16 protein-coding genes and 2 pseudogenes are annotated in these 15,733 nt (G+C 42.4%); 2 read left to right on the top strand and 16 right to left on the bottom strand.

Annotated features, from left to right (window positions below; genetic code table 11):
• The first annotated feature begins 82 nt into the window (after positions 1-82).
• The gene (locus D8787_RS07225; RefSeq protein ID WP_125422280.1) at positions 83-1,054 is read left to right on the top strand and encodes a siderophore ABC transporter substrate-binding protein; all 972 of its coding nucleotides are present in this window, start codon (positions 83-85) and stop codon (positions 1,052-1,054) included.
• 31 nt (positions 1,055-1,085) lie between these two features.
• On the opposite strand, the gene yidD is transcribed toward D8787_RS07225, so the two are convergent.
• From yidD to treP, 12 genes and pseudogenes are all read right to left on the bottom strand, one after another.
• Positions 1,086-1,328, bottom strand: coding sequence for a membrane protein insertion efficiency factor YidD (gene yidD / locus D8787_RS07220; protein WP_125422277.1), 243 nt, complete (start codon positions 1,326-1,328; stop codon positions 1,086-1,088).
• The gene (locus tag D8787_RS07215; RefSeq protein WP_001222228.1) at positions 1,328-2,050 is read right to left on the bottom strand and encodes a pseudouridine synthase; all 723 of its coding nucleotides are present in this window, start codon (positions 2,048-2,050) and stop codon (positions 1,328-1,330) included. Before D8787_RS07215 ends, yidD begins: the two co-directional genes overlap by 1 nt.
• Positions 2,037-2,606: an SMC-Scp complex subunit ScpB gene (gene scpB / locus D8787_RS07210; RefSeq protein ID WP_000105303.1), complete on the bottom strand. Its 570-nt coding sequence runs from the start codon at positions 2,604-2,606 to the stop codon at positions 2,037-2,039. Before scpB ends, D8787_RS07215 begins: the two co-directional genes overlap by 14 nt.
• Positions 2,607-2,624: 18 nt before the next feature.
• Positions 2,625-3,353 (bottom strand): segregation/condensation protein A, encoded by a 729-nt coding sequence (locus tag D8787_RS07205; protein ID WP_042900330.1) that lies wholly within the window; start codon positions 3,351-3,353, stop codon positions 2,625-2,627.
• Positions 3,353-4,087, bottom strand: coding sequence for a site-specific tyrosine recombinase XerD (gene xerD, locus D8787_RS07200; RefSeq protein WP_312023283.1), 735 nt, complete (start codon positions 4,085-4,087; stop codon positions 3,353-3,355). The genes D8787_RS07205 and xerD overlap by 1 nt, the downstream gene beginning before the upstream one ends.
• Positions 4,084-4,545, bottom strand: a complete 462-nt coding sequence (cbpB, locus tag D8787_RS07195; protein WP_125422271.1) for a cyclic-di-AMP-binding protein CbpB — start codon at positions 4,543-4,545, stop codon at positions 4,084-4,086. The genes xerD and cbpB overlap by 4 nt, the downstream gene beginning before the upstream one ends.
• Positions 4,542-5,063, bottom strand: a complete 522-nt coding sequence (locus D8787_RS07190; RefSeq protein ID WP_125422268.1) for a metallophosphoesterase — start codon at positions 5,061-5,063, stop codon at positions 4,542-4,544. The genes cbpB and D8787_RS07190 overlap by 4 nt, the downstream gene beginning before the upstream one ends.
• A complete protein-coding gene (locus D8787_RS07185; protein ID WP_125422265.1) occupies positions 5,039-6,010 on the bottom strand; it encodes a nucleoside-triphosphate diphosphatase in 972 nt (323 codons plus the stop codon). The genes D8787_RS07190 and D8787_RS07185 overlap by 25 nt, the downstream gene beginning before the upstream one ends.
• On the bottom strand, positions 6,007-6,801 hold the full coding sequence (gene racE, locus D8787_RS07180) for a glutamate racemase (protein ID WP_125422262.1): 795 nt from the start codon (positions 6,799-6,801) through the stop codon (positions 6,007-6,009). Before racE ends, D8787_RS07185 begins: the two co-directional genes overlap by 4 nt.
• A gap of 199 nt (positions 6,802-7,000) precedes the next feature.
• A complete protein-coding gene (locus tag D8787_RS07175; RefSeq protein ID WP_000364990.1) occupies positions 7,001-7,249 on the bottom strand; it encodes a YneF family protein in 249 nt (82 codons plus the stop codon).
• A gap of 257 nt (positions 7,250-7,506) precedes the next feature.
• Positions 7,507-9,132: an alpha,alpha-phosphotrehalase gene (gene treC, locus D8787_RS07170; protein ID WP_125422259.1), complete on the bottom strand. Its 1,626-nt coding sequence runs from the start codon at positions 9,130-9,132 to the stop codon at positions 7,507-7,509.
• A 63-nt stretch (positions 9,133-9,195) separates the two neighbouring features.
• Positions 9,196-11,163 (bottom strand): annotated as a pseudogene (gene treP, locus D8787_RS07165) (PTS system trehalose-specific EIIBC component).
• Positions 11,164-11,347: 184 nt separating this feature from the next.
• Here treP and treR point away from each other — a divergent pair.
• Entirely contained in the window at positions 11,348-12,058 is a 711-nt protein-coding gene (treR, locus tag D8787_RS07160; protein ID WP_125422255.1) for a trehalose operon repressor, read from the top strand.
• 32 nt (positions 12,059-12,090) lie between these two features.
• Here the strand turns inward: treR and D8787_RS07155 are convergent, their stop codons facing one another.
• The 4 genes and pseudogenes from D8787_RS07155 to D8787_RS07130 form a co-directional block, all read right to left on the bottom strand.
• Positions 12,091-12,894 carry an ABC transporter ATP-binding protein gene (locus D8787_RS07155; protein WP_125422250.1) on the bottom strand — a complete coding sequence of 268 codons (804 nt, stop codon included), beginning with the start codon at positions 12,892-12,894 and terminating at the stop codon, positions 12,091-12,093.
• 12 nt (positions 12,895-12,906) lie between these two features.
• Positions 12,907-13,800: an ABC transporter permease gene (locus D8787_RS07150; protein WP_125422242.1), complete on the bottom strand. Its 894-nt coding sequence runs from the start codon at positions 13,798-13,800 to the stop codon at positions 12,907-12,909.
• An 11-nt stretch (positions 13,801-13,811) separates the two neighbouring features.
• Complete coding sequence (locus tag D8787_RS07145; RefSeq protein WP_125422237.1) at positions 13,812-14,789, bottom strand: ABC transporter substrate-binding protein; 978 nt, start codon at positions 14,787-14,789, stop codon at positions 13,812-13,814.
• Between the two features lie 616 nt (positions 14,790-15,405).
• Positions 15,406-15,733 (bottom strand): annotated as a pseudogene (locus tag D8787_RS07130) (LysR family transcriptional regulator); the annotation flags it as partial.

Below are 15,733 nucleotides of genomic sequence, written 5' to 3'. Positions count from 1 at the left end.
CGAGTTAGAAGAAACTTTGTCTCTTAGTCAATAAAACCTAGAGACTCCCTAAATCGTTATCACATTTTAAAAAGGAGAAATCATGAAAACATCCCTTAGACTTTATTTCACTGCCCTAGTGGCCAGCTTCTTGCTCCTACTTGGTGCATGTAGTACAACCTCAAACTCAAGTACCAGCCAGTCGGAGACAAGCAGCTCTGCTCCAACAGAGATAACCATTAAAAGTTCATTAGACGAAGTCAAACTTTCAAAAGTTCCTGAAAAGATTGTGACCTTTGACCTTGGTGCTGCGGATACTATTCGTGCTCTAGGATTTGAAAAAAATATCGTTGGAATGCCTACAAAAACAGTACCAACCTATCTCAAAGACCTAGCTGGAAAAGTTAAAAATGTTGGTTCTATGAAAGAACCTGATTTAGAAGCTATCGCCGCCCTTGAGCCTGATTTGATTATTGCTTCCATACGTACACAAAAATTCGTAGACAAATTCAAAGAAATCGCCCCAACCGTTCTCTTCCAAGCAAGTAAGGACGACTACTGGACTTCTACCAAGGCTAATATCGAATCCTTAGCAAGCGCCTTTGGTGAAACTGGTACACAGAAAGCCAAGGAAGAATTAGTCAAGCTAGACAAGAGCATCCAAGAAGTAGCTACTAAAAATGGAAGCTCTGACAAAAAAGCCCTTGCCATCCTCCTCAATGAAGGAAAAATGGCTGCCTTTGGTGCCCAATCTCGTTTCTCTTTCTTGTATCAAACCTTGAAATTCAAGCCAACTGATACTCAATTTGAAGATTCTCGCCACGGACAAGAAGTCAGCTTTGAAAGTGTCAAAGAAATCAATCCTGACATCCTCTTTGTTATCAACCGTACCCTTGCCATCGGTGGTGACAACTCAAGCAACGATGGCGTCCTAGAAAATGCCCTTATCGCTGAAACTCCTGCCGCTAAAAATGGTAAGATTATCCAACTAACACCAGACCTCTGGTATCTAAGCGGAGGCGGTCTTGAATCAACAAAACTCATGATTGAAGACACACAAAAAGCCTTGAAATAAGCAAGAAAACCCAACATCAGGTGATGCTGGGTTATTTTTCTTCTTGATTCCGTTTGAGTGAAAAGTGGTCTGGAACGGCATCCTTGCCTGTTTTCGACCAGGGATGGCAACGTAAGATTCGAGCCAATCCCATCAAAACACCCTTGAAGCCATGTTTTTCAATAGTCTCAATCATATAGTTTGAGCAGGTAGGCTCAAAACGACAAGAGGGGGGAAAGGCTGGTGAGATAAAACGTTGGTAAAAGCGCACAGGCGCTATTAAAATTCGTTTCATTATTTCTTGGTTACAGCCATGGTGTGTAGTTGACTGATTTCTTTTTTATTAAGACGACGGGATTCTCCGGGACGGAGTCCTGTCAAGTCTAGATGTCCAAAACGGGTCCGTGACAACTTGTCTACTTGGAGACCGACAGCTTCAAACATCTTCTTAACTTGATGGTTACGCCCTTCATGGATGGTCAACTGCACCACAGAACGGTTTTTGACTGGATCCACTTTGAGAATCTCATAGACAGCCGGCTTGGTTTTCTTGCCATCAATCTCAAGTCCACGGGTCAAGGGGCGGAGATTATCCTTATTGGCCACACCTTTAACACGCGCAACATAAACCTTGTCAATCTCATTACGAGGGTGAATCATCTCATCTGTAAAATCCCCGTCATTGGTCAAAATCAAGACTCCTGATGTATCCCAGTCCAAACGACCTACAGGGTAGATGCGCTCCTTCACGTTGGGCAAGAGATCGACAACCGTCTTGCGGCCCTTGTCATCTGTCACACTGGAAATGACACCGCGTGGTTTGTTAAGCAGATAGTAGACTTTTTCTTCGTTGTAGATAGGTTGACCTTCCACTTCAACCTTGTCGCCTGACTTGATAGTGGTTGCTAGTTCACGTACCACTTGGCCGTTAACCGTCACCAAACCTTGCTTGATCAACTCTTCTGCTTTTCTCCTACTGGCCACACCTGCGTGGGCAATATACTTATTGATTCTCATCTTCTTCTATCCTTTCACCAAATAATTGGCTTTCTTGGGCTTGAATCTCAAGCTCATCAATCACTGGTAATTCTTCTAAATGGTTTATCCCCATGTAATCTAGGAAATAATCCGTAGTCACATAGAGGTTGGGGCGTCCCAACACTTCTTTTTTCCCGTCTTCTCGTATCAAGTCAAAGGCCTGCAACTTTGCCAAGGCCCCACTCGAGTTGACTCCACGGATGGCATCAATCTCTATCCGTGTGATGGGCTGTTTGTAGGCAATGATGGACAAGGTCTCAAGTGCAGCCCGAGATAAACTCTGGTTGATAGGTGCCTTAGAGTATTCCTTCAAAATCTCTGCAAATTGAGGTTTGGTCACCAATCTGTAAGCACCCCCTGTCTCAATCAGAGCCAAACTGGAATCTGGGTCCTTTTCATACTTCTGGGCTAATTTTTCTAAACTCTGTTGGATGCCTGTCGGTGGCAGAGAGAGGAGTTCAGCTAACTGGCGGACTCTAATCCCATCTTCACCCGCTACAAACAAGAGCGCTTCTATTTTTGCTAAAGTACTCATCTTTCCTCTCTATCAAGTCTAGCTTTGGGCCACTTGACTTTCTTCCTTCTTTTCCATGAGATAAATATCTCCGAAACTTTCCTCTTGCACAAGAATTAGCTCCTGGGTTTTGATTAACTCTAGGGTTGCCAAAAAGAGGGTGATGACCTCTTGGACATTCTGGGCTTCCTTGAACAAATCCTGCAAGCGCAACTGGTCTCGTCCAGTCAAGGACTCTTTTACGATGACCATCATGTCCTCAATCTTATACTCATCCCGCAAGATAGTCGTGTGGTTCTGTGCAAACTCCTCTTTTTTCTTGGCTAGGATATTTGAAAAAGCCAAAAAGAGGTCAATGGTCGTCTTGTCATGCACAAGCTCCGCATCTTCGTAAATCAACTCTGTCGGCGCTTTGGAATAATACTGGGCCCGATCTTGGTGCTTGGCTTCCAAGTGTTCACCCAAGAGCTTGAACTTGCGGTATTCTTCGATTTGAGAGAGAAGATCCTGCTCCAGGTCATCCTCCAAGTCTGTCACTTCTGCCACCTTTGGAAGAAGTTTGCGACTCTTGATCAGCATGAGCTGACTGGCCATAACCATGTACTCACCCGTCACTTCCAGACGCATGGCATGCAGAGTTGAGACATAAGCTAGATACTGTTCGATGACTTCCGTAATGGGCACATCGTAGATATCCATCTGATACTTAGAAACAAGGTGCAGGAGCAAGTCCAGGGGTCCTTCAAAATCTTTTAATTTAATATCCATTATCTATATTTTTCTAAGGTCAGGACTGTTTTTAATCCTAATTTTTTTGCAATTTCGTACAAATCGACCTTGTTTTCTATTTGTCTTAGAATGAACTGTTCCCGCAAGGCTTGGGCTGATAGTGCTGGAAAACCTTTCTCTTTGACAAAGGACTCCAGTTGACGGAAGGCCCACTGACGAGAATAGGCTTTTCCTGCCCTTTCAAAAAGATAGGTCTGCCCCATCAAGGGTTCCAATTCTGGAATCAAGGTTCTGGGAATGGTGACAATCCTCTTTTGGGTAGCCTTCTGGATTCTCAACACCTGAAAATCCAGATTGATATCCGTAACCTTTAGAGCTAAAATCTCACTCGGCAAGAGCCCCATTTCTAGGATTAAGAGCGCTAGCAAGCGACCCTCTGGATAGTCACTTTCTTGCCAAAAAGAGTTTAGGTCTAACAGTTCTGGCTTTTCGATCTTCTTTTCAGCTTGTTTAGCTAATTCCAAGCGGTAAAAGCTATCCACTTCTCCTTTTTGATAGAGAAAGTAGAGAAATTGGTTACAGGCCGAAATCTTTCGCTTCTGGGCGCTGATTTTTAGATTGGCTAGCTGGGCTTGGTAAATCTTGAGACTGGTCTCAGAAATCCGCTCGCCTACCAAATCTAAAAACTGTTCTAAATCATACTTATAGGACTGCTTGGAATTGGCAGACAAGCCCTGCTTTTCCTCTAAAAAGGCTGAAATCCTGTCTCTCATTTGCATCGAATCTCATAGTCCTTACTAAAGTCATGCAAGAGGGCATTGACAGCCTTGAGGATAGATTTACGCGTAATAATCCCTTGGAAAATACCCTCTGCATCCACAACTGGCAAGAAAGACTCATCTACCAGCTTGTGCAAGACCTCTGTAATGGTAAAATCAGGCGAAACGACCGCTACGTCCCTTTTCGTCATGTGGACAATGTCCGTATCCGCCATGATTTCTGAGCTCAAGTCATGCTCCATCTGATAAGCCATAATATCTCTGAGCCCAATAGTCCCAACAAACTGCTTTTCATCGGTTACAACGGGAACACGGGTGTAGGTCATCTGACTGAGCAAGAGGGTCGCATGATCCGCATTGTGGGTATCAATCAACACAGCTAGATTTTCAGCAGGGGTCAAAAAAGTTCCCTCTTGGCCTAGCAAGAAATTCTCAAACTCCTTGGCAATCATCGGCTAAACTCCTTGGACAAGCCTGGATACACCTCGTGGTCTCGTGTCAAAAAGTCCACTTTGAAGTAACTGTCATCAATCTCCACACGAGCATAGAGACATTCTCTGATGGTACCACGTGGTTGACTGATAGAGCCTGGATTTAGAAAAAGAGTCTTTCCTTCCATCCAAGCATTTGGCACATGCAAGTGACCATAGAGGCAGATAGCTGCCTCTTCTTCCTGAGCCCAGTAGTCCAACTTTTGAAAGTTGAAATTGATGTCAAACAGGTGTCCATGGGTTTGGATAATCTTGGTTGAACCAAGCTCAGTCACCAAACGTTCTGGGTAACCTGCATAAAAGTCCATGTTCCCTTTAACGACATGGATGCCCTCCCAAAGGGGAGAATCAGGGCGCAATTCAGAATCTCCGTTATGAAAAACGGCGTCAACTTTGCCCACATAGCGATCACGGATTTCTTCCACAATCAAGCTATCGCCATGGGAATCGCTCATTACAATGATGGTTTGCTTTGCCATGATGGAAATACCTCCAAAAGTTTCTTAACGGCTAAGGCACGGTGAGATTGACTATTTTTTTCTTCCAGGGTTAATTCAGCTGAGGATTTGCCTGTCTCTCCCACAAGGAAGAGAGGATCATAGCCAAATCCATTTTCACCCTTAGCTTCAAAGTTAATGTAGCCAGGCCAGTCAGCTTCAACAACCAAACTTTCCTTGTTTGGACTGGCTACGACTAGGGTTGTATGGAACTGAGCCGAGCGATCCTTGAGTTCAAAGACCATGGCCAATTCGTGCAAGAGTTTAGCATTGTTTTCACGGTCAGTAGCTCCCACACCTGCGAAACGAGCTGACCAGACACCTGGCAAGCCACCAAGGACATCGACCTTGAGCCCAGAATCATCTGCCAGAACCATCTTGCCTGTTAACTGTGAAATGGTTTCTGCCTTGAGACGGGCATTTTCTTCAAAGGTCATGCCTGTTTCAGCTACTTCAGGCAAGTCAGGGTAGTCATTGAGATTTTCCACATCGTAGCCTAGCTTGTCAAAGATTGCTCGGAATTCCTTGGTCTTGCCTTCGTTACGAGTCGCAATCAATAAGGTTTCTCTGACCTTGCTTGTCTCAAAGAATGCTTCTACATCAACACCTTCTTTAGGCAATTCTACATGCAGGAGTTGCCCATTTTCAACTAAGAGAAAAGCCCCCTGACGTTGGATGACTTCCACATTTCGTCCCATTTCTTGGTTGAGGATATCTACCACAAAAGACAATAAACGGTAGAGAGAACCATAGCGTAAAACAGTAACAGAAACAGGAAAACCTCGATCCTCATCTCGAAATCTTTGGGCAAACTCCAATAGAGGAAAATCCAAGTCATCATCCGTCAACGTCCGGACGCCACCAAAAATACCATAGGACCCGACATACCAGTCCTGTTCATCCTTGTATTCATAAATTTTATTTGTCATAATTCTACATGCTCCACATGAATCTCTTTTTCCAGCCATTCTTCACCAATTTGTGCAAAACTTTGGCTGCTAGCTGTTGTGTAAAAACGGTGATCAAGTGGTCCAGCATCGCGACCACGATTAATTTCAAAATAATTGAGTAAGACTGAGATATCCCGTACGCACTCTGCCCCACTATCAATGAGCTGAACCTTGGGTCCCATGACATTTTGAATAATGGGTCTGAGGAGTGGATAGTGGGTACAGCCCAAAATCAGGCTATCCACCTTTCCAACCAAGGGACGCAGCGTTTCATAGACCACTTTCTTGGTGACACTGGTTGACAGGGCGCCAGACTCAACCAAAGGGGCAAACTTGGGACAGGCCAAACTCTCCACCTGTAAGTCCGGATCCAGATCGTTAATTTTCTGACGATAGATGTCTGATTGTACCGTCATGGGCGTTCCAATAACTCCGATTTTCCCACCTTGGCTGGACTTGATAGCTGCCGAAGCTCCTGGCAAAATCACACCTAGGACGGGAATGTCTAGTTGAGCCTTAATTTCTTCCCAGACGACCGCAGTCGCAGTGTTACAAGCAATGACAATCATTTTGACATCCTTGGTCAAGAGAAAGTTGACCAACTGCCAAGTATATTCACGAATTTGCTCAGCAGGACGGGGCCCGTAAGGCGCCCGTGCCGAATCTCCAATATAGACGATTTCTTCATGGGGAAGCTGGCGCATGAGCTCTCGCACAACGGTCAAGCCCCCGACACCCGAATCCAAAAAACCAATTGGTCGATTATCCATACAGTCTTCTTTCTAGTCTTCTTTCTGATTGATAGTTCATTATGATTACTCATCTTTAAGAACTGAAGGACAGCCTCATCAACAACTATCTCTCTTAATCATAATCAAATATCAATAGAATGCAAGGAAAAAGTCTCATCCCTAAACCATAGCCAACATAGTGAGAAGTCTGGAACTTTCATCCCAGACTTTTCCTTATTTATTTTTTCTTTTTATTGTTGGCAAGGGCTGCTTTTTGTTGGCGGATGATTTGGTGGTAAACTTGTTGTACCTTAGCTTCGCTTGGTTTTTGACCATTTGCACTCAAAAGAGTACGCACTGCTTCAGCATTCAAACGTGGGTTGTCAGCGAATTCTTTTTCAATTTGCTTACGAACCAAGTACATTCCTCCAAGAGCTCCTCCTAGAAAAGCTAGCACAATCAATACAATTGCTAATAGTAAATCCATCATATTTCTCCTGTTTCTTTTTGGGTCTCTTTCATTATACCACAAACTAGCCACCCTGACTAGTTTGTTTTACGCTTTCAGGAATGGAATAGACAGCAAAAAGAACCCTGCTTTTCTGGAAAAGAAGGGCTCCTTACTGAGTTTATACTCAATGAAAATCAAAGAGCAAACTAGGAAGCTAGCCGCAGGCTGCTCAAAACACTGTTTTGAGGTTGCGGATAGAGCTGACACAGTTTGAATTGGATTTTCGAAGAGTATTAATTTACATAAATAGCCAGTGTTTGATACGGTCTGAGTAGAATTTTTTCAGACACTTCTGCATCTTCATAATTGGAAATCAAAATTTGCCCATTTTGGTAGGCTGGTGGTAAATCCATTTCCACTTCTGTGACATAAAAGTTATTGATCACTAGCAACTTTTCATCCTTATACTGACGTTCAAAAGCATAGACTTGCTTGCTATCTTCAAAGGCTGGTTTGTAACTTCCTTCTGAGATGATAGGCATTTCTTTGCGAAGTCGAATCAAGTCTTGGTAGAAAGTAAAAATCGGACCTTGGATTTCATTTGCTACATTGATGTGAGGGTAGGATTTTCCTGCCTTGAGCCAAGGAGTGCCTACTGTGAAACCAGCATTCTCCGAAGCATCCCACTGCATAGGGATTCGTGAATTATCACGCGACTTAGCCTGAATAATCTGGAGGGCTTCTTCCTGACTCTTCCCTTCTTGTAAGAGCATCTGATAAGCATTGAGCGATTCGACATCCACATAATCAGCCATCGAATCATAGTCTGGGTCAATCATCCCGATTTCTTCACCCATATAGATATAAGGTGTTCCACGTGAGAGATAAATGCTGGCCGCTAGCATGGTCGCCCCCTCCTTGCGGAAATTTTGAATATCGACAAAACGGTTCAAAGCGCGTGGTTGGTCGTGATTGTTCCAGAAAAGAGCGCTCCAACCACCTTTATCACTCATCTCCTTACCCCAACTATGGTAAAGACTCTTCAACTCTTCAAAATCAAAGGGAACCAAGGTCCACTTTTGTCCATCCTTATAGTCCACCTTAAGATGATGAAAATTAAAGGTCATTGATAATTCCTGACGGTCAGGAGACGAATAAAGGACACAGTTTTCCATGGTGGTAGAAGACATTTCCCCAACTGTCATAAAGCTATCGTCTGAACCAAAAGTGGCTTGGTTCATCATACGCAAATAGTCATGAACGATAGGCTTGTCTGTGTAAGCTGACTTTCCTTCATTTTCAGGACAATCTACTAGAACTTCATCTTTCCCAATCAAATTGATCACATCAAATCGGAAACCCTTGACACCCTTGTCGCGCCAAAAATTCACAACCTTGAAAAGCTCCTTACGGACATTGGGATTGCGCCAGTTAAGATCAGCCTGGGTCTCATCAAAAAGGTGAAGGTAGTATTTCCCCGTATCCCCAAAAGGAGCCCATGCAGACCCACCAAACTTAGACTGCCAGTCTGTTGGTTGGTCTTGGATGAAGAAAAAATCTTGGTAGTACTTGTCACCAGCTAGGGCTTTCTGAAACCATTCATGCTCTGTCGAACAATGATTGAGCACCATATCCAGCATAAAATCAATCTTGTGCTCTTTACCGACACGCACCATTTCCTCAAAATCAGCCATATCACCAAAAAGAGGATCGACTGCCATATAATCTGAAATATCGTAACCATTATCCCGTTGGGGGCTTGGATAGAATGGATTGAGCCAGACCATATCCACGCCCAGTTTGGCTAGATAGGGAATTTTTTCGATAATTCCACGGAAGTCTCCAATACCATTTCCAGTGGTGTCTTTGTATGATTTTGGATAGATTTGATAGACTACTTTTCCTTTATTAAGTGTCATCTGTTTCTCCTTTTCTGATAAAAGGGAGGAAGCTGTCTTCCGTCCCTATTTGTACTATTTTGATTAGATTCGTGTTGCGACCATGAGGTCTTCTCCAGCTTGGATCGTTGTCGGATAAGTTCCAGTGATGGTCGCTGTATAAGCATCTTGATTGGTAATAATGACAGGAGTTTCTGTTACCAGACCTGCATCCTTAATGACATCCATATCAAAACAAATCAGTTTCTGACCAACTGTGACATGATCTCCTTGGGCTACAAGACTTTCAAATCCTTTGCCATCAAGACCAACTGTATCCATACCGATGTGAATGAGCAATTCCACTCCCTCATCAGAGACAATACCGATGGCATACTTGGTAGGAAAAAGCACCGTCACTGTCCCATTGACTGGAGAGGTCAACTCACCTTGGCTTGGTTCAATGACCAGACCTTACCCCATGACACCTGATGCAAAAACAGGATCCGTCGCTTGACTCAATTCTTTCACTTGACCAGTTAGTGGACTGATAATTTCTACCGAAGTAAGTTCTACTGGTTCATGAGTTACAAATTCTGCTTCTTCTTGAGCAACGAATTCTGCCTGCAAGTCCGTATCGTCCTCTGTTTTTGTAAAGAGACCTGCCTTACGGAAGAGGAAAGTCAAGAGCATTGGAACAACAATCGCAACTAGCATAGTTCCTGCAAATGGAAACATGTATTGAGGTTGAATAGAGAGGATACCTGGTAAACCACCGATACCAATAGAAGCTGCAGTTACATTGAAAGTAACGGATAACATGCCTGCAAGGGCTGAACCAGTCATCCCAGCAACAAATGGATAGATGTATTTGACATTGACCCCAAAGAGAGCTGGTTCTGTAACACCGAGATAGGCTGAAATGGTTGCAGGAAGTGAAACCTGAGCCTCACGCTCATCATGACGGTGCATGAAATAATAGGCAAATACGGCTGAACCTTGGGCAATATTAGAAAGGGCAATCATTGGCCAGAGGGCAGTTCCTCCAGCATCCGCGATCAATTGTGTATCAATGGCATTGGTCATGTGATGCAGACCTGTGATGACAAACGGAGCATAGAGGGCACCAAAAATCGCACCGAAAAGCCATTTAACTGGACCCGTTAAACCTGCCAAGACAACTGATGAAAGTCCTTGACCGATTGTCCAACCAATTGGTCCCAGAACAGTATGAGCCAAAATCAAGGCTGGAATCAATGACAAGAAGGGGACAAAAATCATAGAAATCACTTCTGGGATATGCTTGCGCCAAAAGATCTCTAGATAAGACAGACTTAAACCTGCAAGCAAGGCTGGGATAACTTGGGCTTGGTAACCGATACGATTAACAGTAAAATAGCCAAAATTCCAAACCCAGTTTGCCGCGATATCAGCTGCTGGCGTTGAAGCAACCGCATAGGCATTGAGCAACTGAGGCGATACCAAACAGATTCCGAGAACAATTCCCAAGATTTGGCTGGTTCCCATCTTACGAGAGACAGACCAGGTAATCCCTACTGGTAAGAACTGGAAGATAGCTTCACCCGGCAACCAGAGGAAGTGATTAACCCCTGCCCAAAACTGAGAGGATTCCGTGATGGTCTTGCCATCTAACATCGACCAATGCACACCTTCCAATACATTACGGAAACTGAGGATCAATCCACCAACAATCAAGGCTGGAATAATCGGAGTAAAGATTTCCGCCAGAGTGGTCATGACACGTTGGACCACGTTTTGATTACTCTTAGCTGCTGACTTGGCTGCTTCTTTGGAAACACCCTCAATGCCTGAAACAGCTGTAAAATCATTATAAAAGATGGGTACATCATTTCCGATGATTACCTGAAATTGACCTGCATTTGTAAAGGTTCCTTTAACAGCTGGAATTGACTCGATAGCTTTAACATTTGCCTTCTTATCATCTCCTAAAACAAACCGCATCCGAGTCGCACAGTGGGTTACGGCTGTCACATTTTCTTTGCCTCCAATTGCCTGAAGCAGATCTTTGGCTTCTTGTTCAAATTTTCCCATTTGATTCTCCTTATACTTGTCAAAGCAAGTTTGACTTGATAAGAATATTGTAAACGATATCAAACTTGTCTGCAATTTGTTTGGTATAAAAAGAGAATTTTTTTGTAATTTTTCTAGGACTTGTATGGTAAAATAGATACAGGTTCCCGTTAAACTAGATTAAAAACTCATTTAAGGAAGCAAAATGAAGAAATACCAACAACTATTTAAGCAAATCCAAGAAACTATTCAAAATGAGACTTACGCTGTCGGAGATTTTCTACCCAGTGAGCACGACCTTATGAACCAGTATCAGGTCAGTCGTGACACAGTTCGAAAGGCTCTGTCCCTCCTCCAAGAGGAAGGATTGATCAAAAAGATAAGAGGTCAGGGTTCTCAAGTCGTTAAAGAAGAAACCGTCAATTTCCCTGTCTCCAGCCTAACCAGCTACCAAGAACTGGTTCAAGAACTTGGACTGCGCTCTAAAACCAACGTGGTTAGTCTGGACAAGATTATTATTGATAAAAAATCCTCATTGATAACTGGTTTCCCAGAATTTCGGATGGTTTGGAAGGTGGTCCGTCAACGCGTGGTGGATGATCAAGTATCGGTACTGGATATTGACTATCTGGATATGGAACTCATCCCAAATCTCACTCGCAAAATTGCTGAGCATTCTATCTATTCTTATATAGAGGACGACCTCAAACTCCTTATTGATTATGCTCAAAAGGAAATCACCATCGACCACACGAGTGACCGAGACAAGATTCTCATGGACATAGGTAAAGATCCTTATGTTGTTTCGATTAAATCAAAAGTCTATCTCCAAGACGGACTCCAATTTCAGTTTACCGAAAGTCGTCATAAGTTAGAAAAATTCAGATTTGTAGATTTTGCAAAACGTAAGAAATAAAAGACTGAAACACTAGATTTCAGCCTTTTTCTTTATCCCAAAACCAATTCATCACTGACGAGGCTTTGCCCACTATTTTTCTGGAAAAGATGCATGAGATCTTTAACCGTCAGATGCTTTTTCTCCTCTCCTTTGACATCTACCACTATCTTGCCTTGATAGAGCATAATGAGACGATTACCATATTCAATCGCATGGTTCATATCGTGGGTAATCATCAAAGTCGTCAACTGATGATGTTCCACAATTTTTTGCGTCAAATCCATCACCATTTGACTAGTTTTCGGGTCAAGTGCCGCAGTGTGTTCATCCAACAGCAAGAGTTTAGGTTTCACTAAGGCTGCCATGACTAGGGTCAAGGCCTGTCTTTGTCCTCCTGAAAGGTATTGAGTATCCACTTTCAAACGGTTTTCAAGACCGATATTCAACTCTTTCAAGGCCTCTTGGAACTGGATTCTATCCTTCTCCTTCACACCCCACGCAAGGCCTCTTTTTTGCCCACGTCTCAAGGCAATGGCCATATTCTCCTCAATCGTCAAACGAGAAGCCGTTCCCATCTTAGGATCCTGAAAAACACGGGCAATTTCCTTAGCTCTCTTTCGTACACTCAGATTTTTAATGGATTTCCCTTCCAACAAAAGGTCTCCTTCGTCTACAGATAAATTTCCAGCCAAGATATTCATCAAAGTGGATTTCCCTGCGCCATTTCCACCAATCACAGAGATAAAATCTCCCTCTTCAACCTCTAAATCTAATCCTTTGAGGACATGGTTCTCATTGACCGTCCCTGCTTCAAATGTTTTGTGAATATTTTCAAGTGTTAACAAACTTGCCATAACTTTCTCCTCCTATTCATTTCTCAGTTTCAAACCACGAATCTTTAATCTCTTTTGCAACTCTGGTGCAAATAGAACCAAGGCTAACAAGATTGCATTAAAGAGACGAACCAGGTTCTGATCTAGATTTGGAATTTCATAGATATTTAAAATAATCAAACGGTAAACAATAGCACCGATTCCGATAGATAACAAGCGACCTCCAATGGTCAAATCGTGTATCAAGACCTCCGCAATAATGACTGCACTCAAACCAACAACGATGGTTCCTGTCCCAGAAGTTACATCAGAAAATCCATCATTTTGAGCAAATAAGGAACCACACAGAGCAATCAAACCGTTTGAAATCATGTAACCAACAATCTTCATGGTGTCTACATTGACCCCATTGGCCTCACTCATCGGAATATTGTCCCCAGTCGAACGCAAGACTAATCCAATCTCCGTTTTCATCAAAAGAGTCAAGACCAAACAAACAAGTAAGAGACAAACCAAGCTGAGCGTGAAAACAGCTTCTTCAGTTGTCAGCCCCAAGCTCGCCAACTGTTTAAAGACAGTTGAAGAATCTCCCAAGGAAAGATTGGGCACGCTACCCATGATTTTAATATTAATTGAATAAAGCCCTGTCAAGGTCACAATCCCTGTCAAAAGCGCTGGGATTTTCATCTTGGTGTGGAGCATTCCTGATACAAGACCTGCTACCATACCTGCCAGCAAAGCAAGTAAGGTCGCAATCCAAGGATTTGTCCCTGCCTGTATCTGAGATACGACGACAGCCGCCCCCAGTGGAAAGGCTCCTTCAGCAGTCATATCCGCAATATCCAAAATACGGAAAGTCAAGTAGACCCCAATCGCCATAATCGACCATAGCAAACCTTCTGATAAACTAGATAATACAAAATTCATCTTAAACCTCCTTATTCCTTGCCTTCTAACTTACTGATATCAATTCCTAGTGCATCTGCCATTTCTTGATTGGTATGCAATTCCAGTTTTTCAGGCAACTCAACTGCTATATTTTCTGGCTTCTCACCTTTTAGAACACGAATCAGCATTCGTGCTGTCTGACGTCCCAATTCTTCATAATTAGTTCCGTAGTTATACAAGCCACCAACAGCTATCATTTCTGTTGAACCACCAAATACTGGAACCTTGTGTTTAATAGAAACCTGCTTAACTGTTTCAATGGTTGACGAAATGATATTATCCGTTGGTACAAAAACCATATCCACTTCTGCCATCAAGCTCTCTGCTGCCGCCTTGACGTTGTTACTGTCCAAGATTGTTTTTTCAACAACGGTAAAGCCTTTTTCTTCTAGAAGACGCTTAGCTTCATCCTTTTGGACAACTGAGTTTGGCTCGCTCTGAGTATAGAGAATTCCAATTGTTTTAGCCTTTGGCAACACTTTCTTTATCAAATTGATTTGGATTGAAATGGCATCTGATGACTGGTCGCTTGTCCCGGTCACATTGCCCCCAGGATGCTCTCTTGACTCAACCAACTTGGCACTGACAGGGTCTGTTACAGCTGAAAAGATAACAGGTGTCGTTTGTGTTGTATTAGCCAAGCTCTGAGCAGAAGGCGTTGCGATGGCTAGAACGACATCACTAGATTCTGCTAGTTGCTGGGAAATGGTTTTTAGATTTCTTTGTTCTCCCTGTGCATTTTGCAAATCAATCTCGATATTTTTCCCTTCAACATAGCCTTGTTTGGCCAGCTCATCCACAAATCCTTCTCTAGTAGCGTCTAAGGACTGATGGGTAATAAACTGCGAAATCCCGATACGAAAAACATCTTTTTTCTTATCTGCCTTCAACTGATGCAAACTAATCAGAGAGGTCAAGAGGATCCCCACTACCAAGAGGGGGGCTAGTAATTTTCGAACAACTTTCATAATGAAACTCCTTCTCAGAAAAGATAAAACTCAATGAAAATCAAAGAGCAAACTAGGAAACTAGCCGCAGGCTGTACTTGAGTACGGCAAGGCGACGTTGACGTGGTTTGAATTTGATTTTCGAAGAGTATAAAACAAAAAACCGCCTAGATAATATCTAAACGGATGCTTGAAATAATCTAACAAGTTACAACTTTGCTAGTCCATTTAGATATTCATCTATATGGACCACAATCAAAAATCTTAGCCACATAGATACAAACAAATTGCTTGAACTGTTTGCATCCATGGTGACATGTCTACAAACACTATCTAAAGTAGCTAAAGTAAAAGTTTTGATTCATTGTTACAGCTTGTCTCTTATTCATTTCTTTTTCTGCTTTCTTTTTTGATGTTTCCTATCTTACCACCTTTTTCATCAGCTGTCAAGAATATTTCAGAATTTTTTATTTCTTTGAAAACCCTTTCAAGTCCCTTTCAAAGTTTTTTCTATCTCTGTTTCAAACTCATAACAAAGTCCGTCTAAACTCAGAAAGTATGATGCGAAATTTCAATTTTATACATTAACACTAGTTTCTAGATACACAAGTCATCTTTTTAAGAGTCAAATTAAGAGTCAAAAATTTACTTTATTTTGTTCAAAAACAATAAATTCCTTAAATTTATTTTTGAAAAGTTCAATAGCTTCCGAATTTTTTCTAGTCATTATGTAAGTAAAAGATAGTGGAATAGAAATTTCTTCTGGTATTCGAGTAGCAATATTAGGATTTAAGGTCATTTTAAGGTAGAGAGGGAGATAAGAGATCCCTTGTCCCATTTCAATCAATTTCTCAGTTACTGTTATATCCTTTATAGAAACAAATTGAGATTCTGGAACAATTTCAGAAATTTCTTGTTTTACTTGTTTCCAATAAACAGGATGATTATCTGATAAAATCTTATAT

This window comes from Streptococcus mitis, from assembly GCF_003944325.1.
Taxonomy (GTDB): domain Bacteria; phylum Bacillota; class Bacilli; order Lactobacillales; family Streptococcaceae; genus Streptococcus; species Streptococcus mitis_CW.
This window is presented reverse-complemented; position numbering and strand designations above follow the sequence as displayed.